The organism is Micromonospora sp. NPDC047074, from assembly GCF_040643815.1.
Lineage (GTDB): Bacteria > Actinomycetota > Actinomycetes > Mycobacteriales > Micromonosporaceae > Micromonospora.
The window spans coordinates 480,413-502,864 of record NZ_JBEYVB010000001.1; the positions used below are offsets into that span (position 1 = coordinate 480,413).

The 22,452-nt window shown below is 72.4% G+C and carries 21 protein-coding genes; 11 read left to right on the top strand and 10 right to left on the bottom strand.

Annotation, left to right across the window (positions count from 1 at the left end):
- Positions 1-36 precede the first annotated feature (36 nt).
- Both ABZ809_RS02280 and ABZ809_RS02285 read right to left on the bottom strand, forming a co-directional pair.
- Complete coding sequence (locus ABZ809_RS02280) at positions 37-2,349, bottom strand: hypothetical protein (RefSeq protein ID WP_357560498.1); 2,313 nt, start codon at positions 2,347-2,349, stop codon at positions 37-39.
- Positions 2,346-3,137, bottom strand: coding sequence for a deoxyribonuclease IV (locus ABZ809_RS02285; protein ID WP_357560499.1), 792 nt, complete (start codon positions 3,135-3,137; stop codon positions 2,346-2,348). Before ABZ809_RS02285 ends, ABZ809_RS02280 begins: the two co-directional genes overlap by 4 nt.
- A 673-nt stretch (positions 3,138-3,810) precedes the next feature.
- Between ABZ809_RS02285 and rpsF the strand changes: the two genes are divergently transcribed.
- The 4 genes from rpsF to rplI all read left to right on the top strand — a co-directional run bounded on the left by rpsF (position 3,811) and on the right by rplI (position 5,463).
- The gene (rpsF, locus tag ABZ809_RS02290) at positions 3,811-4,101 is read left to right on the top strand and encodes a 30S ribosomal protein S6 (protein ID WP_074315517.1); all 291 of its coding nucleotides are present in this window, start codon (positions 3,811-3,813) and stop codon (positions 4,099-4,101) included.
- Positions 4,102-4,181: 80 nt separating this feature from the next.
- Positions 4,182-4,721: a single-stranded DNA-binding protein gene (locus ABZ809_RS02295; RefSeq protein ID WP_199729229.1), complete on the top strand. Its 540-nt coding sequence runs from the start codon at positions 4,182-4,184 to the stop codon at positions 4,719-4,721.
- A gap of 41 nt (positions 4,722-4,762) precedes the next feature.
- Positions 4,763-5,002: a 30S ribosomal protein S18 gene (gene rpsR / locus ABZ809_RS02300; RefSeq protein ID WP_007073789.1), complete on the top strand. Its 240-nt coding sequence runs from the start codon at positions 4,763-4,765 to the stop codon at positions 5,000-5,002.
- A gap of 14 nt (positions 5,003-5,016) precedes the next feature.
- Positions 5,017-5,463, top strand: coding sequence for a 50S ribosomal protein L9 (rplI, locus tag ABZ809_RS02305; RefSeq protein WP_357560500.1), 447 nt, complete (start codon positions 5,017-5,019; stop codon positions 5,461-5,463).
- 143 nt (positions 5,464-5,606) lie between these two features.
- On the opposite strand, the gene ABZ809_RS02310 is transcribed toward rplI, so the two are convergent.
- A complete protein-coding gene (locus ABZ809_RS02310) occupies positions 5,607-7,070 on the bottom strand; it encodes a hypothetical protein (protein WP_357560501.1) in 1,464 nt (487 codons plus the stop codon).
- A gap of 381 nt (positions 7,071-7,451) precedes the next feature.
- Here ABZ809_RS02310 and dnaB point away from each other — a divergent pair, with 381 nt between their 5' ends.
- Both dnaB and ABZ809_RS02320 read left to right on the top strand, forming a co-directional pair.
- Complete coding sequence (dnaB, locus tag ABZ809_RS02315) at positions 7,452-10,067, top strand: replicative DNA helicase (protein ID WP_357560502.1); 2,616 nt, start codon at positions 7,452-7,454, stop codon at positions 10,065-10,067.
- Positions 10,068-10,084: 17 nt separating this feature from the next.
- Positions 10,085-10,408, top strand: coding sequence for a hypothetical protein (locus ABZ809_RS02320; RefSeq protein WP_357560503.1), 324 nt, complete (start codon positions 10,085-10,087; stop codon positions 10,406-10,408).
- Here ABZ809_RS02320 and ABZ809_RS02325 read toward each other — a convergent pair.
- The 5 genes from ABZ809_RS02325 to ABZ809_RS02345 all read right to left on the bottom strand — a co-directional run bounded on the left by ABZ809_RS02325 (position 10,374) and on the right by ABZ809_RS02345 (position 15,949).
- Positions 10,374-11,003, bottom strand: a complete 630-nt coding sequence (locus tag ABZ809_RS02325; protein ID WP_357560504.1) for a maleylpyruvate isomerase N-terminal domain-containing protein — start codon at positions 11,001-11,003, stop codon at positions 10,374-10,376. The two genes, ABZ809_RS02320 and ABZ809_RS02325, sit on opposite strands and share 35 nt — an antisense overlap.
- 111 nt (positions 11,004-11,114) lie before the next feature.
- On the bottom strand, positions 11,115-11,516 hold the full coding sequence (locus ABZ809_RS02330) for a zf-TFIIB domain-containing protein (protein ID WP_357560505.1): 402 nt from the start codon (positions 11,514-11,516) through the stop codon (positions 11,115-11,117).
- Positions 11,517-11,538: 22 nt separating this feature from the next.
- Positions 11,539-12,171 (bottom strand): phosphoribosyltransferase family protein, encoded by a 633-nt coding sequence (locus tag ABZ809_RS02335; RefSeq protein WP_357560506.1) that lies wholly within the window; start codon positions 12,169-12,171, stop codon positions 11,539-11,541.
- A gap of 3 nt (positions 12,172-12,174) precedes the next feature.
- Positions 12,175-13,485: a glycosyltransferase 87 family protein gene (locus ABZ809_RS02340; protein ID WP_357560507.1), complete on the bottom strand. Its 1,311-nt coding sequence runs from the start codon at positions 13,483-13,485 to the stop codon at positions 12,175-12,177.
- A 37-nt stretch (positions 13,486-13,522) separates the two neighbouring features.
- A complete protein-coding gene (locus ABZ809_RS02345) occupies positions 13,523-15,949 on the bottom strand; it encodes a bifunctional diguanylate cyclase/phosphodiesterase (protein WP_357560812.1) in 2,427 nt (808 codons plus the stop codon).
- A gap of 881 nt (positions 15,950-16,830) precedes the next feature.
- Between ABZ809_RS02345 and moaC the strand changes: the two genes are divergently transcribed.
- The 4 genes from moaC to ABZ809_RS02365 are packed head-to-tail and all read left to right on the top strand — an operon-like array spanning position 16,831 to position 19,514.
- On the top strand, positions 16,831-17,322 hold the full coding sequence (gene moaC / locus ABZ809_RS02350) for a cyclic pyranopterin monophosphate synthase MoaC (protein WP_357560508.1): 492 nt from the start codon (positions 16,831-16,833) through the stop codon (positions 17,320-17,322).
- A complete protein-coding gene (locus ABZ809_RS02355; RefSeq protein WP_357560509.1) occupies positions 17,319-17,789 on the top strand; it encodes a MogA/MoaB family molybdenum cofactor biosynthesis protein in 471 nt (156 codons plus the stop codon). The genes moaC and ABZ809_RS02355 overlap by 4 nt, the downstream gene beginning before the upstream one ends.
- A gap of 16 nt (positions 17,790-17,805) precedes the next feature.
- Positions 17,806-19,065, top strand: a complete 1,260-nt coding sequence (locus ABZ809_RS02360) for a molybdopterin molybdotransferase MoeA (RefSeq protein ID WP_357560510.1) — start codon at positions 17,806-17,808, stop codon at positions 19,063-19,065.
- 29 nt (positions 19,066-19,094) lie between these two features.
- Positions 19,095-19,514, top strand: coding sequence for a molybdenum cofactor biosynthesis protein MoaE (locus ABZ809_RS02365; protein ID WP_357560813.1), 420 nt, complete (start codon positions 19,095-19,097; stop codon positions 19,512-19,514).
- Between the two features lie 19 nt (positions 19,515-19,533).
- Here the strand turns inward: ABZ809_RS02365 and ABZ809_RS02370 are convergent, their stop codons facing one another.
- The gene (locus ABZ809_RS02370; RefSeq protein WP_357560511.1) at positions 19,534-20,976 is read right to left on the bottom strand and encodes a glycosyltransferase 87 family protein; all 1,443 of its coding nucleotides are present in this window, start codon (positions 20,974-20,976) and stop codon (positions 19,534-19,536) included.
- A gap of 215 nt (positions 20,977-21,191) precedes the next feature.
- Positions 21,192-21,737 carry a DoxX family protein gene (locus ABZ809_RS02375; RefSeq protein ID WP_357560512.1) on the bottom strand — a complete coding sequence of 182 codons (546 nt, stop codon included), beginning with the start codon at positions 21,735-21,737 and terminating at the stop codon, positions 21,192-21,194.
- Between the two features lie 125 nt (positions 21,738-21,862).
- Here ABZ809_RS02375 and ABZ809_RS02380 point away from each other — a divergent pair, with 125 nt between their 5' ends.
- A complete protein-coding gene (locus ABZ809_RS02380) occupies positions 21,863-22,417 on the top strand; it encodes an N-acetyltransferase (protein WP_357560814.1) in 555 nt (184 codons plus the stop codon).
- Positions 22,418-22,452: the final 35 nt, after the last annotated feature.

Below are 22,452 nucleotides of genomic sequence, written 5' to 3' on the forward strand. Positions count from 1 at the left end.
GCACGGGTGGCACACCCGCCGGCCGGCGGAACACGGTCAGAGCCGGTAGACCACGATCTGGCCGATCTCTTCACGGGTGATGCCGAGCCCGTCGACCGGTGCGTCGATCGTGACCTCCCACGGCGTGCTCGCGATCTGGTCGCGCATCAGCAGCACGGTGCGAACCCCGAGGACGCGCAGGTAGTCGACGCTGGTCTGGTCGGGGAAGGCCAGCGTCACCCGGCGTACGTCGTCGAGCTGACGCGGGGTGAAGCCGCTGCCCCCGTTGACCACGTCCTGGAACTTGCTGGTGGACCACAGCATCACCGGCTGGTCGAGGTTCTGGCTGCTCGGCAGCACCAGCATCGGGCCGTCCACGGTGCGCATCGCGGCCGGTTGGGGCGGCACGATCGGGTGCGGCGTGGCGTTCAGCCCTTCGCCGATCACCAGCACCAGCGGCAGCAGGGTGGCCAGCCGTAGCCACGGGCTCGGCCAGGAGGGGATCCGCTCGGCGGAGAACTCCCGGACGCGGGTGGCGAACGCGGTGATCGCGCCCGCCGCGAGCAGCCCGAGCAGCAGCGTGGTCCAGAGCATCAGCCGGCCCGGCGTGCGGATGCCGTTCCACCCGGGCAGGTGCTCGAACAGCGGCATGTAGGTGAAGGTGCCGTCGAAGAACCGGGTGCCCATGGCGAGCACCATGGTCACCACCACCCCGGCGAACAGCAGCACCCGGTGGCGCACCTTCCAGATCGAGAAGAAGAGCCCGCCGATGGCGAGCGCGTAGAGCGCGAAGCCGGGCAGCAGGGTCATCTCCGGGTGCCAGGGCAGCGCCGCCCGCGCGCCCTCGTGCAGCGCGCCCCAGACCCGCGACTCCGCGGGTGCGGTCAGGAAGCCGGTCGCCGGCGGGGAGAACCCGCCGATGTCGCCGATGGAACGCTCCGCCTGCGGGTGCAGCTCCGCCACCTTGAAGTACGGAATGGCCAGCAGAGCGCCGACGCCGGCGAAGAGCAGACCGCCGACCAGGTCCGCGATGAACAGCCGGCGGCCGAACGGGCGCTTGACCGGCCGGATCACCCACCGCCGCAGGAACCAGGTGACGGCCGAGACCAGCACGGCCCCGCCGAGGAAGTACGCGAACGGCAGGCCGATGCCGAAACCGAGACTGAGCTGCCAGGCCGCGACCATCCAGCCGGTGTAGACCCAGCCGTCGTGCCGGCGTTCGGGCCGGTAACCGTGCCGCAGCGACCAGCCGTGCCCCCGGGCGAGCATGGCCAACGCCAGCGGGATGCCGCCGTTGGAGATCACGTGCAGGTGGCCGGCCTGGGACAGCAGCCAGGGCGCGTAGGCGTAGCTCGCCCCGGCCACCGCGGCGCCCATCCGGCCCGCGCCGAGCTGGCGGGCCAGCGCGTACGCCCCGAGCAGGGCGAGCGCGTGGGCCAGCACGAACATGATGTTGTAACGGAGTACGGCAGCCTCGGGGCCGGTGCCGATCATGCCCGCCGGGGCGTACCCGAGCAGGGTGTCCGAGAAGGCGAAGCTCCAGTTTTCCGGGAAGAAGGCGTTCGCCTGCCACAGCTGCGCCGGATTGGTCAGCAGGATGTGCCCCGACCAGGCCATCTGCCAGGCCTGGAGGCTCGGGTCCCAGTAGTCCTGCGGCAGGGTGTGCTGCGGGTAGCGCAGGGCGGGCCAGGTCATCAGCACGGCCAGCGCCAGCGCGCCGAGCGTGGCGAGCGTCCACTCGTGGATCAGCAGCCGGCCAGTACCCCGGCCGACGGCCCGGGCGGCGCGCCCGAGCCGGGTGGGTACGGGCTCGGGGGCGGTGGCGAAGGCCGTCCACGGGTCCGTCTTCGCGTCCCCCGCGCCGGCCCCGTCCTTGTCCTTCTTGTCCCCGTCCTTGTCCTGCTTCCCGTCCTTGCTCTTCTCCGACGCGTCCGCGTTGCCGACCTTGCCCGGGCCCTCCCCGGCCGCGTCGGTCCTGGTCTCGGCTTTGCCGGTTCCGCTGCCCGGTCCGGCTTTGCCTGCGGGCTCGCTCTTGCCCGCCTCGCTCTTGCCCGCCTCGCTCTTGCCCGTGGACTCGGCCTCGCCTCCGCCAGCGGACCCGGCCTCGCCCTTGCCAGCCGGCTTGGCTTTGCCGCTCGCGGCGCTGCTGCCAACCGTGTCGTCCTTGACGGCCGTGCCGGTCCTGCCAGTCGTGCCGTTGTTCTCGGCCGTACCGCTCTTCTCGGCCGCACCGTTCTTTTCGGCCGCACTGCTCTTCTCGGCCGTACTGTTCTTTCCGGCAGTCGGCGTGGCGTCGCTGCCGGTCGGCGCGGACGGGTCGGTGGTGCTGTCGGGGCGGCGTCCGCCGGCGGCGGACTGCTCGGTGGTCATGCCGCCGGGCTCCCCGCGCCCAGCCGGTCGCGCAGGAAGGCGATGTCGGCGCCCTGACCCTTGACCCCGCCCGGGGTCTCGACGATGACCGGCGCGTCGGCCGCGCGGATGACCGCCACCAGCAACTCCGGGTCGATCGTGCCGCCGTCGAGGTTGTCGTGCCGGTCCTGGCCCGAGTTGAACGCGCCCTTGGAGTTGTTGGCGTGCACCAGGTCGATCCGTCCCGTGATCGCCTTGATCCGGTCGACCAGCCCGAGCAACTCCTCGCCCCCGGCGTGGGCGTGACAGGTGTCCAGGCAGAAGCCCACCTCGTGGTCGCCCACGGCGTCCCAGAGCCGGGCGAGCGCGTCGAGCCGTCGGGCACACGCGTTGTCGCCGCCGGCCGTGTTCTCGATCAGGACCGGGACGCCGAAGCCGCCGGAGTCCGCCGCGTACGCGAAGGTCTTGCGCCAGTTGTCGAAACCGGTCGCCAGGTCGTCCCCGGCGTTGACGTGCCCGCCGTGCACGATCAGCCCCTTCGCGCCGATCGCGGCGGACGCCTGGGCGTGCCCGACCAGCAGCTTGCGGCTGGGGATCCGGATCCGGTTGTTCAGGGTGGCGACGTTGACGACGTACGGCGCGTGCACGTAGAGGTCGACGTCGGCGGCGCGCAGCGCGTCCGCGTCCTCCCGCGGCTTCGGTGCCTTCCACCCCTGTGGATCGGAGAGGAAGAACTGCACGGCCTCGGCCCTTCGGGCGGTTGCCTCCGCCACCGGGTCGGTCGAATCGACGTGGGCTCCGATACGCATGCATCGGAGCCTACGTCGCGTTGCCGACAGCCGGGTTGATGGCCGCGGCGGAGGCGTCGGCCTCGCGTCACCTCCCGGTGCCGGCGGTCGTTGATGCGAGTGGGATCCACGGTTGCCGCTCCCGGCCTGCACGGGTCGAAAGTTCGGCTCACCGGGGCGCACCCGCACGAGGGGCGAGCGTCGACAAGCGGGGGCACCCCCGTCGCGCGGCCCGGCGCGACGGGGGCCGCCCCGGGAATGCGAACCGCCCTCATCAGGAAATTTGTCAAGAATTCCGCTATTTCCCCCAACAAGGGGCGAGAGCCGATGTAACGTCAGGTAACAACACGATAAAGCTCCGCGGGGCGTCCCCGGTCCAACCTCATCGGTGTGGTCGTTCCTCCCCAGGTCCCACCCAAGGAATGCGGACGGGACGCCCCGCGGCCTCGTGCACGGGGGCTCGCATCGACACCGACGTCGAGGCGGGCCCCCGTCGCCTTGGCCTGACGACACGGACCTCGCCTCGCCTCGGCGGTGGGCCCGCCGACCACCCCGGGCATGATCCTTCGGACCGGGTATCCTGGTCCGGTTGTCCACGTCCGGCCGGGTTCCCCCGGGACCGGCGTGGGCACGACGCACGACCTCCTGCCACGGAAGGACCGTGGCCGCTTAGCCCACAGGAGGTGAGCACGTCTTGCGTCACTACGAAGTCATGGTGATCCTCGACCCCAGCCTCGAGGAGCGCACCGTCGCCCCGTCGCTCGACACGTACCTGAACGTGATCCGGACCGCGGGTGGCTCGGTGGAGAAGACCGACGTGTGGGGCCGCCGGCGCCTCGCGTACGAGATCAACAAAAAGGCCGAGGGCATCTACGCCGTCGTCGACCTGCAGGCGACGCCTGCGGCGGTGGCCGAGCTGGACCGCCAGCTGCGGCTCAACGAGTCCGTGCTGCGCACCAAGGTCATCCGGCCGGAGATGCGCTAAGCATTCAACCCCGGTCCACCCGGATCAGCCTCACCGGCGCTGTCGGAGGGCTCTGAGAGCCTGTACGGCAGAACTGATGAGTGCGCGAGGAGATGGTCATGGCAGGAGACACCACCATCACGGTCATCGGCAACCTGACCGATGACCCCGAGTTGCGGTTCACCCCTTCCGGTGCCGCGGTCGCCAAGTTCCGGGTCGCTTCGACGCCCCGGTTCATGGACAAGGCCTCCGGCGAGTGGAAGGACGGCGAGCCGCTCTTCCTGGCGTGCACCGTGTGGCGGCAGGCGGCGGAGCACGTCGCCGAGTCGCTCCAGCGGGGCGCCCGCGTGATCGTCTCGGGTCGGCTGCGTCAGCGGTCGTACGAGACGCGCGAGGGCGAGAAGCGCACCGTCATCGAGCTCGAGGTCGACGAGATCGGCCCATCGCTGCGCTACGCCACGGCGAAGGTGCAGAAGATGTCCCGCTCCGGCGGCGGTGGCGGCGGCTTCGGCGGCGGCGGTGGTGGAGGTGGCCAGGGCGGCGGCGGAGGCAACTTCGACGACCCCTGGGCCTCGGCTGCACCGGCACCCTCGCGCGGTGGTTCGGGTGGCGGCAACTTCGACGAGGAGCCCCCGTTCTAATGGCGCCGAGCGCCCGCGATCGCAAACCAGGAGCACGAGCAATGGCTAAGGCCGCTGCACTTCGCAAGCCGAAGAAGAAGGTGAACCCGCTCGACAAGGACGGGATCACCTACATCGATTACAAGGACACCGCGCTGCTGCGCAAGTTCATCTCCGACCGCGGCAAGATCCGCGCTCGGCGGGTGACCGGCGTGACCTCGCAGCAGCAGCGGCAGATCGCCCGTGCGGTCAAGAACGCCCGTGAGATGGCGCTCCTGCCGTACACGGCCACGGCCCGCTGAGAGGAGGCACCGATATGAAGATCATCCTGACTCAGGAGGTGTCCGGCCTCGGTGCCCCGGGCGACATCGTCGAGGTCAAGGACGGCTACGGCCGTAACTACCTGCTGCCGCAGGGCTTCGCGATCGCCTGGACCAAGGGTGCGGAGAAGCAGGTCACGGTCATCAAGCGGGCCCGCTCGGCCCGGGAGATCCGCGACCTCGGCCACGCCAACGAGGTCAAGGGCCAGCTTGAGGGCCTCAAGGTCAACCTGAAGGCCCGCGCCGGCGACGGTGGCCGGCTCTTCGGCTCGGTCACCCCGGCCGAGATCGTCGACGCCGTCAAGTCCGCCGGTGGTCCGGCCCTCGACCGTCGCCGCCTGGAGCTGCCCGGTCACATCAAGTCGACCGGCTCCTACCCGGTACGGATCAAGCTGCACCCCGAGGTGACCGCCAAGTTCGACCTCAACGTCGTCCAGGGCTGACACCCCAGCACCACGGAAAGGGCCCGCACCGACCGGTGCGGGCCCTTTCCGCTGTTTACGGCAGCCCCGCTCGACCGGCGGCGTCCGCTCGCCCACCACGCCGAGGGTGATCCCGCCGCCGATGACCCCTCGCCGGCAACGAGTCAGCCGAGCGGCTGACCGGTGATTGCGCTGATCATCACCGTGGAGAGGCCACCGCCGACCACGGCCGCCGCCAACGCGACGGTGCCCGCACGCCACGTCGCGCCGACACCGCGTAGCAGCAGCGCCACGACCAGGCTGCTGGCCAGCGCCAACCCGAAGCGCGGCAGCCCCGGCGCCAGCGAGCCCAGCGCCCGCGACTGCGGCGAGGCGCAACCCCCTCCGGTGACGTCGGTGACGCAACCGGCCGGCACCTGCCCGTCCAGGGTCAGCAGCCAGACGAAGACCAACACTGCCGGCACCAGGTAGCAGGCAACGGTGTAGAGCAGCGGCCGCCAAGGCCCGCCGGCATCGGCATCGAGCAGGTCGTCCTCGATGCGCCGACCCCCCGTGTCCGGCCCGGCAGCCCCGACCTGACGGCGTACGCCTGGCGGCGCCGCCCCCCGCGCGGCGCCCTCCGGATCTGCCCTCCCCTGTCCCGGCGCCGGACGCGGCCGAGGCGCCGGGGAGGGAACCACCGACGACCGGGGCGTCGACCCCGACGGAGCCACCCACCACGGATCGTCGCCCGACCAGAAATCCTCGTCCCCGTCGTGCCGCCCAGGCCACGACGCGTCGGCCCCGCCGGAGACCGGCGGCACGGTCCGGTCCCACCCGCCAGCACCGGGGTACCGCTCCCACTGACCGGTGCCGTCGGTCCGATCCCAGCGGTCGACGGCACCGGCGTGGTCGTCCCAGCGGTCGGTCCCGCCCGTCGGGTGCCACGCGCGCACACCCGACGCGTCCCACGGATCCACCGCCGGCGGGTGCGGAGGCGCCGCCTCGGGTGTCGCCCCACGTGACTCCCGGAGGTCGACGGAAGGCCCGCCCTCCGCCGCCCACCCGCCCTGCCGAGCGGGCCGTGCGGCCTCCCCCGTCGGCACGGGCTCAGCCGCCTCCGCCCCGGGCCAGGCGGCCCGTGGACGTTCGGAGGGCAGGCGTCTCGGGCCGGTCCGGGACGACACCCCGGGGGCCGGATCGTCCGCAGCCCGCCGGCGCCCGGAGTAGCCCTGCTCCTGGGGGCGGTCGAACGTCCACTCGCCAGTGTGCTCCGACTCCTCGGCCCCGCCGATCGTCGGTGTCTCACGCCAGCTCGTCTCGCTGACCCGGTGCCAACTGCTCGTGCTCTCGGTGGTGCGCCACCCGCCGGAACGGTACGGGCCGACCCCGACCTCGTCGTCCGGTGCGGCGTGCCGTCCGCCGTCCGCCCTGCGTACGCCCGACTCCAGCGCCCAGCGCGGCAGGTAGCTGTCCTCGGGCTCCCGCTGGCCGCGCTCGGCAGCGCGACGCCGACTCGGGGTGCGGTGCCGATCGGGGGCGTGCTCGTAGGGGGTCACCGGCGCGGGGTCGGCGGGAACGTCCCAGGAGACGACCGGCTGCCGCTCGCGCGGGCCATCTTCTCCGCGTCCCCAGTCCCGGTAACTCACGGCCGGAGCGTGACCCTTCTCAACCGATGGCGCAATCCGCTATCCGGGTGTAGCCGTTCGCTGGAGATGGTACGGGACGTTCGACCCGGCGACCTGGCCAAAAATTTGCTGTCCACAGGGTGGGGATTGCGTTTGGCCAGGTCAGCCGCGTGAGGTGAAGAATTCCCCAGCCGTTGTCCACAGGCTGTGCACACCCTGCGCACATGCTCGTCCACCGGCGTCCACAGGTTGTCCCGAGGCTCGTCCACCGAGGTGGTTGAGGGGCTGACCTCGGGTTCCGTAAGGTGGTGCACCCGACCGGCCCGCGCGATGACCCCCGATCGACCGGCAGGTCGAGGGGTGTCGTACCCAGGCGGTAGGGCTGGATCCGGATCCGACGCAGTGGAGGGGGAACCCGTGTCGGTCACCGACGACATGCGGACGGACTCGCGATCGGGCGGGGGGCAGGCGTCTCCGCCGCCGCAGCGCGACGGTCAGTTCGACAAGACCCCGCCGCAGGACGTCGCCGCCGAGCAGTGCGTCCTCGGCGGCATGCTGCTGTCCAAGGACGCCATCGCCGACGTCGTCGAGATCCTCAAGACCAACGACTTCTACCGGCCGGTGCACGCCACCATCTTCGACACCATCCTGGAGATCTACGGCCGGGGCGAGCCGGCCGACCCGATCACCGTGGCGGCGGCGCTGACCGACTCCGGCGACCTCGCCCGGATCGGCGGCGCCCCCTACCTGCACACGCTGATCGCCAGCGTGCCGACCGCCGCGAACGCCGCGTACTACGCCCGCATCGTGAGCGAGCGGGCGGTCCTGCGGCGCCTGGTCGAGGCCGGCACCAAGATCGTGCAACTGGGTTACGGCACCGCCCAGGGCGGCAGCCGCGACGTCGACGACATCGTCGACCTCGCCCAGCAGGCGGTCTATGACGTCACGGAACGCCGCGTCAGCGAGGACTTCGCCGTGCTCGCGGACATGCTCCAGCCCACGCTCGACGAGATCGAGGCCGTGGGCGCCCAGGGCGGCGTGATGACCGGCGTCCCCACCGGCTTCACCGACCTGGACCGGCTGCTCAACGGCCTGCACGCGGGCCAGCTGGTAATCGTCGCCGGACGGCCCGGTCTGGGCAAGGCGCTCGCCCTGGACACCCCGCTCGCCACACCGACGGGCTGGACCACCATGGGGGACGTCAAGGTCGGCGACGAGCTGCTGGGTGCCGACGGTCTGCCGACGAAGGTCACCGCCGCGTTCGAGGTGCGGCACGACCGGCCGTGCTACGAGGTCGAGTTCTCCGACGGCTCGGTGATCGTCGCCGACGGTGAACACCTGTGGAAGACCACCACTCGGGCAGGTCGTCGCGCTGCCCCTGCCCGACGGCGCAACCACTGGTCCCCCGAGGCCATCGAACGGCTGCGCCAGGCAGCCGCAGTTGCAGTACCCGGCGACGACGTTACGATCGCGGAGTTGGCCGCCGTGCTCGGACCGGAGCTCACGCACACCGCCCACCGGGTGGCTCAAGACATTGCCGGCGATTCGCCCGTGATCGTGCGTCGGCGCCCGCGTGTACGGCCAGCCAGGGCCTACCCGGCCCGCCGCCTCCACCGTCGGTTGTTGGATCGTGTCGAGCAGTGGTCGGACACGTTGGCGACGGCGGATCTGCCCGACGTGGTGACGACGGAGCAGATACGAGCGACCCTGCGCACGAACACGGCTGACCGGCGACTCAACCACGCGGTCGAGAACGCCGCCGCCCTCTGCCTCCCGGAACGGGATCTCCCGCTTGCGCCCTACACGCTCGGCGTCTGGCTCGGTGACGGCCACACGGCGGAAGGAAGGGTCACCACCGGCTACCTGCGCGCGGCGGGGGTGCTGGGCAACAAGCACATTCCCACCGTGTACCTGCGGGCCTCGGAGGCACAGCGGCGAGCGCTGCTGGCCGGGCTGCTCGACACCGACGGCACCGTGACGGCCACAGGGAACGTGCAGTTCACCACGACGTTCCCCCGCCTCGCCGAGGACATGCGCGAACTGGTCGTCAGTCTCGGTTACCGCTGCTCCATCAGCCGAAAGACCGTCAAGGGTCGCACCGCGGCAAGCTCGATCGCCTTCAACGTGAACTTCACGACGAGGGACGAGGTGTTCCGCCTGCCCCGCAAACGGGAGGCACACCGACTCCGGCGCCGTAGTGAGAGCAACGCCCGGACGGACAGCCGTTTCATCGTCGACGTCCGGCCGGTGCCGAGCGTGCCGGTCCGATGCGTCACGGTGGACAATTCCGATCACCTCTACCTGGCGGGTCGGGCGATGATCCCGACACACAACAGCACCGCGAGCATGGACTTCGCCCGCAACGCCGCAATCAGGGCCAACCAGGCGTCGGCGATCTTCTCGCTGGAAATGAGCAAGGTCGAGATCGTGATGCGGCTGCTCTCGGCCGAGGCGCGCGTGCCGCTGCACGTCCTGCGCAGCGGCCAGCTCTCCGACGACGACTGGACCAAGCTCGCCCGCTGCATGGGTGAGATCAGCGAGGCACCGCTCTTCGTCGACGACACGCCGAGCATGAACCTGATGGAGATCCGGGCCAAGGCGCGCCGGCTCAAGCAGCGGCACGACCTCAAGTTGATCGTGGTCGACTACCTCCAACTGATGACCTCCCCGAAGCGCACCGAGAGCCGGCAGCAGGAGGTCGCGGACCTCTCCCGTGGCCTGAAGCTGCTCGCCAAGGAGGTCGAGTGTCCGGTGATCGCGGTGAGCCAGCTGAACCGTGGCCCGGAGCAGCGCACCGACAAGAGACCACAATTGTCTGATTTGCGTGAATCTGGGTCTATTGAGCAAGATGCCGACGTTGTCATCCTTTTGCACCGCGACGACTACTACGACAAGGAGTCGCCGCGGGCCGGAGAGGCGGATTTCATAATCGCCAAGCACAGGAATGGCCCGACTGACACCGTGACGGTGGCGGCGCAGCTGCACCTGTCACGATTCGTGGATATGGCCATCGTGTGAGACAGACCGGAGCACGGATGCCGGAGGCTGCGCGGGACGCGGCCATCGAACGTGCTCTGGCCGGCGAGAGCCTGACCAGTATCGCCCAGTCGAACGGTGTGTCGCGGCAAGCGATTCGTGGCCTGCTGCGGCGCCGGGGCATACCACCGAGGACCGTCGGCAAGCTCACCGAGGCCCAGCGCGTCGAGGTGCTACAGGGTTACCAGGCGGGAGCGACGCTGGGCCAACTTGCTGTGGCGTACGGCATCACCGAACCCGCCATGCGGGGTCTCGTCTTGCGGCGAGGTATTCCTCTGCGGCGGTCGTTCACACGCTGCGACACGACGCATTCGAAGAGCTGAGCAGGTATTCCACGTCGCCCCACCCGGCTGGCCGGACGGTGTCGTCACCGAGCAGGCCGTCCATCGTGGCCACGGCGACGCGCGTCGCGAGCACCCCGGGCAGCGGCGCGTCGGGCAGGTCGAGAACCAGGTCCAGGTGGTGCACGACGGCCTCGGTGGTCAGGGTGGCGAGCAGGTCCGGCACCCGCAGCACGTGCCCCTGCGTGGTGACGCAGCCGTCGGGGTCGGCCGCGCCCGCGGCGCGTACGGCCGCCGGGGCGGTGTCGGCCCAGAGCCGGACGATCGCGCCGGGGCGGTCGAAGGCCGCGGCGGAGCGGCGGGCCCACCAGGCGTGCCGCGCGCCGTCTGGGTCACCGCCGGTCGGGAACGCGCGCCAGTAACCGACAGCGTCCACGTCGGGCGGGCCGCTGGCGGGGCTGGCCAGCGCGACCAGCGCCCGTTGGGCGTCGCAGAGCAGGTGGAACAGCAGGTCCGCGACGAGCCAGCCCCGGCACCGGGTGGGCCGTTGCAGGTCGGTGTCGTCGAGGTCGGCGACGACCCGGACGATCCCGTCGTACGCCTGCGCCAGCGCGAGGTGCTGTCCGCGGTGCGTCATCAAGGCAGCGTCGCACGGTCGCCACGGTGCACACGGCAGGCGGCGCTGCGCGAGGCGGCGTACCGCCGGTGACCGGGCCGGTCGAGTCGCCGGCCCGGTCGACGGGATGGCTCAGCCGAACATCTCGTCCAGGAAGCTCTTGTGCTTCTTGCGCTTGTAGTGCCCGTGGTAGCCGTGGTGCTGCTGGCTGTGCCCGTAGGCGGGGGCCGGCGGGTAGCCGTGCGCCGGCGGGGGCGGCGGCGGGACGGCACCGTAGCCCGGCTGGTGCGGGGCGGGGGCGGGCGGCGGGGGCGGCGGGGGCGCGTAACCGCCCTGCTGGTGGCTGGGCTGGGGAGGCGGGGCCGGGGCCGCCGCGCTCTGCTGGCGGTTCCAGTTGGCCTCCGCCTCGAACAGCTTCTCCAGCTCGCCGCGGTCGAGGAAGAGCCCCCGGCACTCTCCGCACTGGTCGACGACGACGCCGCTGCGCTCGTACTGGCGCATTTCACCGTGGCACTTGGGACAGGTCAGACTCATCCTCCGACCGTACCCGGTCCGGTCACGCAGTCGCTGTCAGCGCTTCCGTGACTTCTTGGTCGGCGACCTCGTGGAAGTCCTCGTAGTAGGTGCTCACCGCCATGAACTCCGGCGGGTGCTGGGCGCAGACGACCTGGTCGGCCTCGGCGGACAGCATCTCGTACGCCTCCTGCGAACCGACCGGGACGGCGACCACGACGCGGCGGGCGCCGAGGTGGCGGGCGACCTGGACGGCGGCGCGGGCGGTGGCGCCGGTGGCCAGGCCGTCGTCGACGATCACGGCGGTGCGCCCGGTCAGGTCGAGCGGCGGCCGGCCGGCGCGGTAGAGCTGCTCCCGCCGTTCCAGTTCGGCCTGTTCGCGGTGGACGACCGCGGCGATGTCGTCGGCGCTGAGCTGGCCGGCCACGATGTCGTTGAGCACCCGCACGTTGCCGGGGCCCAGCGCGCCGAAGGCCACCTCGCGTGCCTGGGGCATGCCGAGTTTCCGCACCACCAGCACGTCCAGCGGGGCGCCGAGGCGTTCGGCGACCACCCGGGCCACGGGCACGCCGCCGCGTACCAGTCCGAGCACGATGACGTCCGGTTCGCCGATCAGGGCGGTCAGCCGGTCGGCGAGCGTGCGGCCCGCCTCCTCACGGTCGCGGTAGGTGGTCATGCCTCAGGTGTACGCCGTGTCGCCGTCCTCCGCCCGGCAGTTCGCGGAACCGGTGGGCCGCAGGGCGGGTGCCCAGACCAGGAGGGCGAGCGGGTAGAGCAGGTAGCCGAAGCGGGTCGTCGGCATCAGCAGGATCGCGGCGAGCAGCCCGTACCCGCAGATCAGGGCGGCGGAGACGGCGGTGCGGGGCGGACGGCGGGCGAGCCGGACGGCGATCGTCAGCCCGGCCGCGAGCAGCAGTGCGACGGCGACGGCGCGGCCGGCGGGCAGCGTGGTGGCGATCAGGTGCCCGGGGAACGGCGACTGCGCCGGGCTGGTCACCAGACCGTGGCCGAGCGGGAAGCGGAGCACGTTCTCGACCAGGGCGTCGCGGTCGACCAGCAGGGCCGGCAGCAGGGCGGCGGCGGGCAGCCCGAGGGCGCCCGCGGCGACCCGCAGGCCGGCTCGTCTCGTCATGCCCCAGATGATCAGCACGAGGGCGACCGGCCAGGCGAAGAGTTTCAGCGCGCCGGCCAGGCCGACGGCGATGCCGGCCGGCACGGGCCGGCCGGTGGCGGCGAGGGCCAGCGCCAGCAGGCACAGCGCGAGTACGGGCAGGTCGTCGCCGCCCGTGGCCAGGGTGAGCGCGCAGACGGGGAGGACGGTGGCGGCCTGTACGCCCCGGAGCACGGCGGCCCCGGCGGGCTGGCCGCTCGCGGGGTGGCCGCCCCGGGTCAGGGCGCGGACGGCCAGGGCGAGCGCCAGCGCGGTGCCGACCGCGAACCAGACGCGGGCATCGGTCCACCAGGCGTCGGCGGCGGCGCGGGGTAGCCCGAACAGGGCCATTCCGGGCTGGTAGGGGGTGTAGCCGAGGAGTTGTTCGCCGGGCGGTAGCGCGGCGATGGCGTCGTGCCCGAGGTACGGGGTGCCGGTGTCGACCAGCCGCCGGCCGGACTCCTCGACGACCAGCACCTCCTCCTGTGCCCGGTCGGTGCGCCCGCCGGCCCGTTCGATGCTCTGCCAGGCCAGCGGTACGAGGGTGGTGCCGAGCCAGGCGAGCCCGGTGATCGCCCAGCGGGCCCGCAGGCCGGCCAGCGGCGATCCGGGGTCGCGTCGGCGGAGCAGGAGTTGGCCGGTCGCGGCGATGGCGGCGACGAGGTACCCGATGGCGGCGACGCTGCCCCAGGCCCGGTGCGGGGCCAGGGTGGACGTGGCTGCGGTGATCGCGGCGAACACCGCCGACGCGGCGTACAGGCCGAGGTCGAGGGCGAGGCCGTCGGCGGCGGAGTCGAGGGCCTGCCAGCCACGGCGGCGGGCGGTGGGGGCGGCGGTCACGCGGGCAAGTGTGGCAGAGAAGGTCCCCGTCGGGGCGTCAGGCGGGGAGGTGGCGGTCGGTGCGGCCCCGCCCGGCCGGCCGGCGCCCGGGGGCGAGGCGGATCACGGCTCCCGCGTCGTGCAGCGGGGGCGCGAGCGTGCCGGGGCTGCCTCCGGAACCGCGCCGGAAGGCCGCGAGGAGCGTGCCGGCGGGCATCGGCCGGGCGAAGAGGTGGCCCTGGCCGGCGGTGCAGCCCAACTCCCAGAGGGCGCGGCGTTGCGGCTCGCTCTCCACGCCCTCGGCGACCACGTCGAGGTCGAGGCTGCGGCCCAGGTCGAGGGTGGAGCGGATGACGGCGGCGGCCTCGGCGGAGCTTTCCATGGCGGTCACGAAGCTGCGGTCGATCTTCAGCTCGTGCACGGGGATGCGGGAGAGCAGCGACAGGGAGGAGTAGCCGGTGCCGAAGTCGTCGAGGGCGAGTCGGACGCCCTCGTCCCGCAACCGGCTGAGCACCCGGTCGACCACGTCGAGCTGGCTGAGCGTGAGGGTCTCGGTCAGCTCCAGCACGAGGCGGTCGGGGGGCAGGTCGTGGGCCCGCAGCCGGGCCAGCACCGAGCCGGGGAAGCGGGCGTCGAGCAGGCTGCGCGGTGACACGTTGACGGCCACGGGCACGTCGAAGCCGGAGTCCCGCCAGCCGACTGCCGCGATCAGCGCCTGGTCGAGGATCGCCTCGGCGAAGGCGGGGAGCAGGCCCGAGCGTTCCACCGCTTCGAGGAAGCGCAGCGGGTCGATCACTCCGTGGGTCGGGTGGTGCCAGCGGGCCAGGGCTTCGGCGCCGGTGACGCGGCCGGTGCCGAGGTCGACGATGGGTTGGAAGTTGACGGTGAACTCGTGGTCGGCGACGGCGCGGGGCAACTCGCCGCCGAGGGTGAGCCGGCCGAGGTCGGCGGTGTCCCGGGTGGGGGCGTACGTCGAGGTGCGTTGCCCGGCCCGTTTTGCCTGGTACATCGCCACGTCGGCGCGGCGCAGCAGCTCCGGCATGCCCCCGGTGGCGGGTGCCGCGGCGATTCCGCCGCTGGCTTCGACGCTGATCCGCATGCCGTCCAGGTCGAAGGGCTCGTGCAGCGCGCCGAGCAGGGTCTCGGCGCGGTGGGCGGCCACCGCTGGCGCCGGTAGACCCCGCAGGAGTACGGCGAACTCGTCGCCGCCGAGCCGGGCCACCAGGTCGCCGTCCTGGGCGGCGCCCCGCAGTCGCTCGGCCACCTGCACGAGGACCTGGTCTCCGGCGGCGTGCCCGAGGGTGTCGTTGACCTCCTTGAAGTGGTTGAGGTCGATGAGCACCAGGGCGGTCACCCCGTCGGCGTGCCGGGCGCTGAGGTGTTCGGTGCCCTGGTCGAGCAGGTGTCGACGGTTGGCCAGCCCGGTCAGCGCGTCGTGCATGGCGGCGTACGCGTGTGCGTCGGCGACCCGGGCCAGCTCGGCGTACGCCTGTGCGTTGCGGACGGCGGTGCACAGCGCCGAGGCGAAGGTGCGCAGCGTGTACTGCTCCCGCTCGGAGAGCTGCACCGGCCCGCGGAAGCGCAGGCGCAGGATGCCGACGTCGGCGGTGCGGTCGTGCCCCTCCAGCGGCGCCGGGATCAGCGTGCCGTCCACCGAGGTCGGTTCGCCGGCCGGCCCGTCGTAGGTGATGCCGACCGCGCCGCCGCGTACGGTCCTGCCGCCGTCGCGTAGCTCGATCTCCACCTCGTCGGCGGAGAAGAGTTCGGCGGCCTGGGTGACGGCGGTGGTGAGGACCTTGTCCAGGTCGACCACGTTGAGCGCGTCGGTGGTGCGGGCCAGCCGTTGCCAGGCCTGCTGCTCGGTGCGGGCGTTGACCCGGTTGGAGTAGAGCAGGTGGAGGCTGAGCACGAGGGGCGGGACCGCCAGCAGGAGCCTGGGGTCCGCACGCAGGATGAACAGGGTGGTGACGATGAGGACGAAGCGTGCGATCGCGCTGGTCAGGCGCAGCCCGAGATCCTCCCGGAAGAGCTGCCTGAGCCGGGTGCCGGTGGCGAGCGCGATGACCGGGAGGGTCAGCAGCTCGTCGAGGACCACGGTGACGGCGTAGGCGACGCCGATGAGGCCGATGGCGTGCCCCAGGTGGGCGAGCGTCGGGGACCAGCCGAGGGCGTGCAGGGTCGCCCCGGCGCCGGCCGCCAGGAGCATGCTCTTGGCGACGCCGAAGGCTGCCTTGAGCGGCGGAAGCTTGATGAGCAGCAGGGCGATCGTCACCCCGACGCCGGTGGTCAGGATGACCAGGGACGTCGGCGCGACCGCCAGGCTCAGGATGATCGCCGTCTCGCTCCAGGAGATGGCGTGGACGGTTGCCCGGATCCGGATCCGCCACTTGATCGTCATGCCGAGGGCGGCCAGGAGGATCAGGGTGAGGGAGAGGACGAGGTGTTCGCCGGACAGCTCCAGCCGCGTCAGGCCGCGAACGGACACGACCGACGCGGCGACCGCCACGACGCAGACGAGGCCGACATGCAGCGCCAGGCGCTGCTCGGCCTCTGTCTTGCCCACATCCGGTCGTGTCACCGTGTCCCCGACTGCCGTCCGCACTCGATGAGCAGAGGCCCAGGCTACCTACGGTCACTCGTTGACCACAATCGTCACTGCCACTCGTGAGCCGACATCACTGCACCCCTCCCGGCTTTCGTGTTGGCTTCTGCGCGGTGGTGTTCCGCGACTGCGCGGCTATGTTCCGCGACGCCGACAGCCTAAGTGCGGTTCGGCCAATTATGGAGGGATATATGTGACTATGAGCAATGGATGAGAAGCATACCCCGGTGCGTTACTTTCTGTTCGTGGCTGGGGACGGAGTGCTGTGTTTCTATCGACTCTCGGTTAACGCTAGATAATGAACCGGTGGCGGCCTGGTCGACATCGGGCGCGGGGTGCAGTTTGCAGCGGCCGAATGGCGTGGGCGTCGCCGCGGGGCGGGAGGAACCGGAGCAAGATGCAGCCTGTAACTTGCCCGGTGCCCTTCTCGGCCCACGTGATCGGCAGCCGGGCAATTCTGGTGACGGCAATGATCGCTGTCCGTGACGGTCGAGGTCAATGGGCGGGGACATCCGTTACCGGCGGGCACCTGGAGTGATGGCGTAACTGGCGTGGGTGGCTATCGGGTCGGTTCCACGGGCGCGGAGGTGAAACGGTCGTCGGGCGAAGGTGGGGAACGCGTTAGTTCTTCCGGTCAATTCGCGAGTGATGCCGTACGCCGATGTGAGGACCGTGGTGGAGCGGCGGTCGGCGTGGGCCCGTCCGCCGGTCGATGCCCGCGCCGGCAGCCCCTTTCCCCGTACCCGAAAGATAGGCTCGCGACCGTGACCGATCCCGCTCAGCTCACCCATGTCGATCCGGCCGGCGCGGCCCGCATGGTCGACGTCTCCGCCAAGGCGGTCAGCGGCCGGCTGGCCGTCGCCACCGGGCGGCTGCGCACCACACCCGAGGTGGTCGAGTTGCTGCGCCGCGACGGGCTGCCGAAGGGCGACGCGCTGGCGGTCGGCCGGCTCGCCGGCATCATGGGCGCGAAGCGCACCCCCGACCTCATCCCGCTCTGCCACCCCATCGCCCTGCACGGTGTCGCGGTCGACCTGACGCTCACCGACGACACCGTCGAGATCACCGCGACCGCGCGGACGGCGGACCGCACCGGCGTGGAGATGGAGGCGTTGACGGCGGTGGCCGTCGCCGGCCTGGCGCTTGTCGACATGGTCAAGGCGGTCGATCCGGCGGCCAGCGTCGACGCGGTCCGGGTGCTGCGCAAGGAGGGCGGGAAGACCGGCCTGTGGGTCCGCCCGGAGGATCGGCCGTGATCCGGGCACGGGTGGTCGTGGCGTCCAACCGGGCGGCGGCGGGGGTGTACGCCGACACCAGCGGGCCGCTGCTGGTGGCCGGCCTGCGCGACCTCGGCTGCGAGGTGGAGGGGCCGGTGGTGGTGCCCGACGGCGAGCCGGTGGGTGAGGCGCTGCGGGCCGCCCTGGCCGACGGGATCGACGTCGTACTGACCAGCGGCGGCACGGGAATCAACCCCTCCGACCGCACTCCCGAGGTGACCCGGGCGCTGCTCGACCACGAGGTGCCCGGCATCGCCGAGGCGATCAGGGCGCACAGCCGGGACAAGGTTCCCACCGCCGCGCTCTCCCGGGGGCTCGCCGGCGTCGTCGGCCGGATGCTGGTGGTCAACCTGCCCGGCTCGACCGGCGGGGCGCGGGACGGCCTCGCCGTGCTCGGGCCGATCCTTGTCCACGCCGTCGACCAGCTCCGCGGCGGCGACCACTGACCGTTAGGCTCGGCCGGTGAGCACGGAAACCGTACCGGCCGCCGAGCCGGCCACCGCGCCCCCGCCGGTCGGCTGGGAAGAGGCCCGGTCCCGGGTGTACGCGGTCGGCCTGGCCGCCGCGCTGCCCGCCGTCAGCCGGCCGCTCGCCGAGATCGACGGTCACACCCTCGCCGAGCCGCTGACCACCCGTACGGACCTGCCCGCCTTCCCCACCTCCAGCGTCGACGGCTGGGCGGTGCGCGGCACCGGCCCGTGGCGGCCCGTCGGGCGGGTGCTGGCCGGCGGCACCCCCGCGCCGCTGGCCGACGACGGGACGACCGTCGAGATCGCCACCGGCGCGATGGTGCCGGAGGGCGCCACCGCCGTGCTGCGGGTGGAGGAGTCCCGTCGTACGCCGGAGGGCCTGGTCGACGGCACGCCGCGCCCGGCGCCGGAGTGGCGTGAGCCGGGCGAGGAGGCGTCCGCCGGGGAGGAACTGCTTCCCGGCGGCACGCCGGTGGACCCGGCGCTGATCGGGCTGGCCGCCTCCTGCGGGCACGACAGCCTGCGGGTGCGGCGGCAGCCCCGCGCGGCGCTGCTGGTCTTCGGCGACGAGCTGCTGACCGCCGGCCCGCCGGGCGGCGGCCGGGTGCGGGACGCGCTCGGGCCGGCGGTGCCGGCCTGGCTGCGCCGCTACGGCTGCCTGGTCCACCCCTCGGACGTGGTGGGACCGGTGACGGACACCCTCCCCGCGCACGTGGCCGCCCTGCGCGCCGCGCTGACCACCGCCGACCTGGTGTGCACCACCGGCGGCACGATGCACGGGCCGGTCGACCACCTGCATCCCGCCCTGGCGGCGCTCGGGGCCGACTACGTGGTCAACACGGTGGCCGTGCGGCCCGGCTTTCCGATGCTGGTGGCCCGGCTGACCGGCACCGACGGCCGGGACCGGTTCGTGGCCGGGCTGCCCGGCAACCCGCAGTCCGCCATCGTCGCCCTGGTGTCACTGGTCGCCCCGCTGCTGGCCGGGCTGGCGGGCCGCCCGATGCCGGCGCTGCCGCACGCCACGCTCGCCGAGCCGGTGCGCGGCCGGGGGAAGTACACGCACCTGGCCCTGGTCCGGCTGGACCGGACCGCCGGCACCGCGCACCCCGTCCGGCACGTCGGCTCGGCGATGCTGCGCGGGCTCGCCGGCGCCGACGGGTTCGCCGTCATCCGGCCCGACACCTCCGGCGAGCCGGGCGACCGGGTGCCGGTGGTGCCGCTGCCGCTGCTGCCCGGGGAGCGTTCGTGGTGACCACGCCGACCGCCGACGCGTCGGCCCACCTGCCCGCGACGTTCGGGGAGATCACCGACCAGCCGCTCGACCTCGCCGCGCACGAGGCGGCGGTCGCGGACCGCCGGGCCGGCGCAGTGGTCTCGTTCCAGGGCGTCGTCCGCGACCACGACCACGGTCGCGCGGTGACCAGCCTGGAGTACGAGGGCCACCCGAGCGCCGAGCGGGTGCTGCGCGAGGTCGCGGCCGAGATCGCCGCTGACCCGGACGTGTACGCGGTCGCGGTGTCGCACCGGGTCGGCCCGCTCGCCATCGGCGACGTGGCCCTGGTGGCCGCGGTCAGCACCGCCCATCGGGCCGCCGCGTTCGCGGCCTGCTCCCGGCTGGTCGACGAGGCCAAGGCGCGGTTGCCGATCTGGAAGCGGCAGGTGTTCGCCGACGGCACCGAGGAGTGGGTGAACTGCCCCTGATTCGGGGCGGCCCACCCGCTCAGCGGCGAAGGCTGGGCGCGGCCTGCCGGCCCAGCCGGTCGGCGTAGAAGGCCGGCTCGGCGCCGGGGCGCCACGGCAGCGCGGCGACGAGCAGGATCAGGGCCAGCGCCAGCGAGTTCTCCATCAGCGCGCCGAAGAGGCCGTCCTGATAGTGCGACACCTCGGGGAGCTGGTGCTCGTATGGCCAGATCGGTGAGATCAGGAAGAGCAGGTAGAGCCCGATCGCGGCGACGCCGTGCCGGAGCCCGGTCAGCGTCGGGTACCAGATCGGCGGGCGCAGACCGGCCATCCCCGGCAGCCCGCCGTACGCGCCCTGGCCGGCCCGCTGCACCAGCCCCCGGCTGGCGTCGCGGCGGCGTACGGCGGCGTCGGCCAGCACGATGATCGCCGGGATCACCCACACGAGGTGGTGCGTCCAGGAGATCGGGCTGATCACGTTGGCGGTGAGGCCGACCAGGGTGAACGCGGTCAGCTCGTCGCCGTCGGCGCGGGCGTTGACGGCCCGGGAGAGGCCCAGCGCCAGCATCAGCACCGAGAACGACAGCCAGAGCAGGCCGGGCGTCTCGATCGAGTCGTACAGCCGGGCCAGCAGCCCGGCCAGCGACTGGTTGGGCGTCATGTCGGCGGCACCGACCCGCTCGGTCTGCCAGAGCACCCCGCCGAAGTAGGCCCGGGACTCGGTGCCGACGATCGCGAAGGAACCGACGGTCACGGCGATCACCGTGCCGACCGCGGTGGCCGCGGCACGCCACTGTCGCGTGATCATCAGGTAGACGATGAACAGCGCCGGGGTCAGCTTGATGGCGGTGGCCAGGCCGATGCCGACGCCCGCCCACGCGCCGCTGTAGACGAAGCGCAGCAGCAGGCCGTCGGCCGCGGCGACGTGGGTGCCCCGGCGGGACCGCCAGCGCAGGCCGATCAGGTCTGCCATGATCAGTGCGAAGAGGAGCAGGTTGACCTGGCCGTAGCCGAGGGTCTCGCGGGCGGGCTCGACGGCCACCGCCAGCGGCGTCGCGATCGCCACGGTGAACCAGAGCGGCCAGCCGAGCCGGTCGACGATCGGGCGGAGCAGCCCGGCCAGCACGATGGCGAGTGCGGCGATGCTGGCGAGTGCGTTGACCATCCCGGCCAGCTCGACCGGGAGGTGCGCCATCGGCAGCATCACCAGGCCGCCGAACGGTGGGTAGGTGAAACCCAGGGTGGTGTTGGGTGCGATGAACTCGTAGAGCTCGTGACCGCTCGCCCACCACACCACCGCGCCGTGGTAGATCTTCATGTCGAAGAAGTTGTACGGTCGCCCGAAAGCGCCGATGGCGAGCCATGCGGCATAGGCGACGGCGGCCACGATGCCAGCCCGTACGACTGTCCTACGATCGATCCCACGCGTTACGCGGCGGACTGGGGCGAGGCGGTCCACCCGTCTCCCGACGGTCGCCGGCATGGCGTGGCCACCCCCGTACCAAGGTCGTCCTATCCGTCCAGGTCCTGCACGGAGCCTAGAACGGCGCCTCACGTTAATGCCTCCCGCGTTATGCGACCGTGTCCGATCCCACACATGTTTTTGACATTTCCACCGCGTTAAACGCCTACTGCGTGGTTCAGGTGATTCGCGGGGTTGCCCGGGCAGGACCGGCGGAGGGGAGGTATCGACGCAGGTCAGCCCGGTAGTCGCCGGGCCGCTGCTGCCGATCGTACGGCGATCCGGGCCTCCCTGCGGGCGGTACGCACGGCTCGCTGCACCGAACGTCGGGAGTGGCCGACCCGGTGACCCGTCCGCCACCGCAGGCCCGGCTTGCCACCGGTGTCCGCGGCGGCGAGCAGCAGCCCGCCGAAGAGGCCGAGGTTCTTCAGGAAGTGGATCTGGTTGTTGCTCCGCGTCGCCGGGTCGTCGTTGCTCCAGAAGGGATGCCCGGCCAGGGTCACCGGGACCAGCGTACCTGCGAGGACGAGCGCCGCCGGCCTGCTGAACCGGCCGGTGGCGAGCATCAGCCCGGCGCCGATCTGCACCGCCGCGTTGACCCGGATCAGCGTCTCGGTGTCCGTGGGGATTCGGGGGTCGGCCTTCTCCAGCAGCGGCGTCACCCGGTCCGTCACGGGCTTCGCGGCCGGGACCAGCCGGCCGGGGTGCTGGAAGTTGTGGAACCCGCTGACCACGAAGATGCCGCTCAACATGGCGCGGGCGAGGGAGCGTACGGGTTTCATGGGTCAGTCATACCCCGTCACCAGCCCGGTTACCCCCGCAACGCCCGATCCGGATCGGCCCGGATGGACGGCGCGCCACGCCGATTCGAGCGACCGTCGCTGATGGACCGCCTGTGACGGGTAACGTGCCCCGCGTGACGACGCTGCGGCTGCGACCCGAGGACCCGGCCGACACCGGCGCGGTCCGCCGGGTGCTGGCCTCCGCCTTCGCCCGCCCGGACGTGTCCACGCCGCCCGAGGTGGGGTTGGTCGAGGAACTGCGGGACAGCGACGCCTGGCTGCCGGAGCTGGCGATGGTCGCCGAGTACGGCGGCGAGATCGTCGGCTACGCCCTGCTCACCCGGGTGCGGGTGAGATCCGACGACCACGCCGCGCCGGCGCTGGCCCTCGGGCCGGTGGCCGTCGCCCCGCACCGGCAGCGGATCGGCCTCGGCACGGCGGTGGTGCAGGCCGCCATCGAGGCGGCCACCGAGCTGGGTGAGCGGCTGGTGGTGGTGCTCGGCGACCCGGCCTACTACCACCGGTTCGGCTTCGGTCGGGCCGACCGGATGGGGCTGACCAGCCCGTGGTCCGGTCTCGGCGACCCCTGGCAGGCACTGGCACTCCCGCCGACCGTCAGCGGGGAGGGGCCACCGCCGCACGGCGAGGTGCTCTTCCCGCCCCCCTGGTCGAAGGTCTGACCCTCGCGCGGGTGTCGTCGCCGACGGCCGGCTGC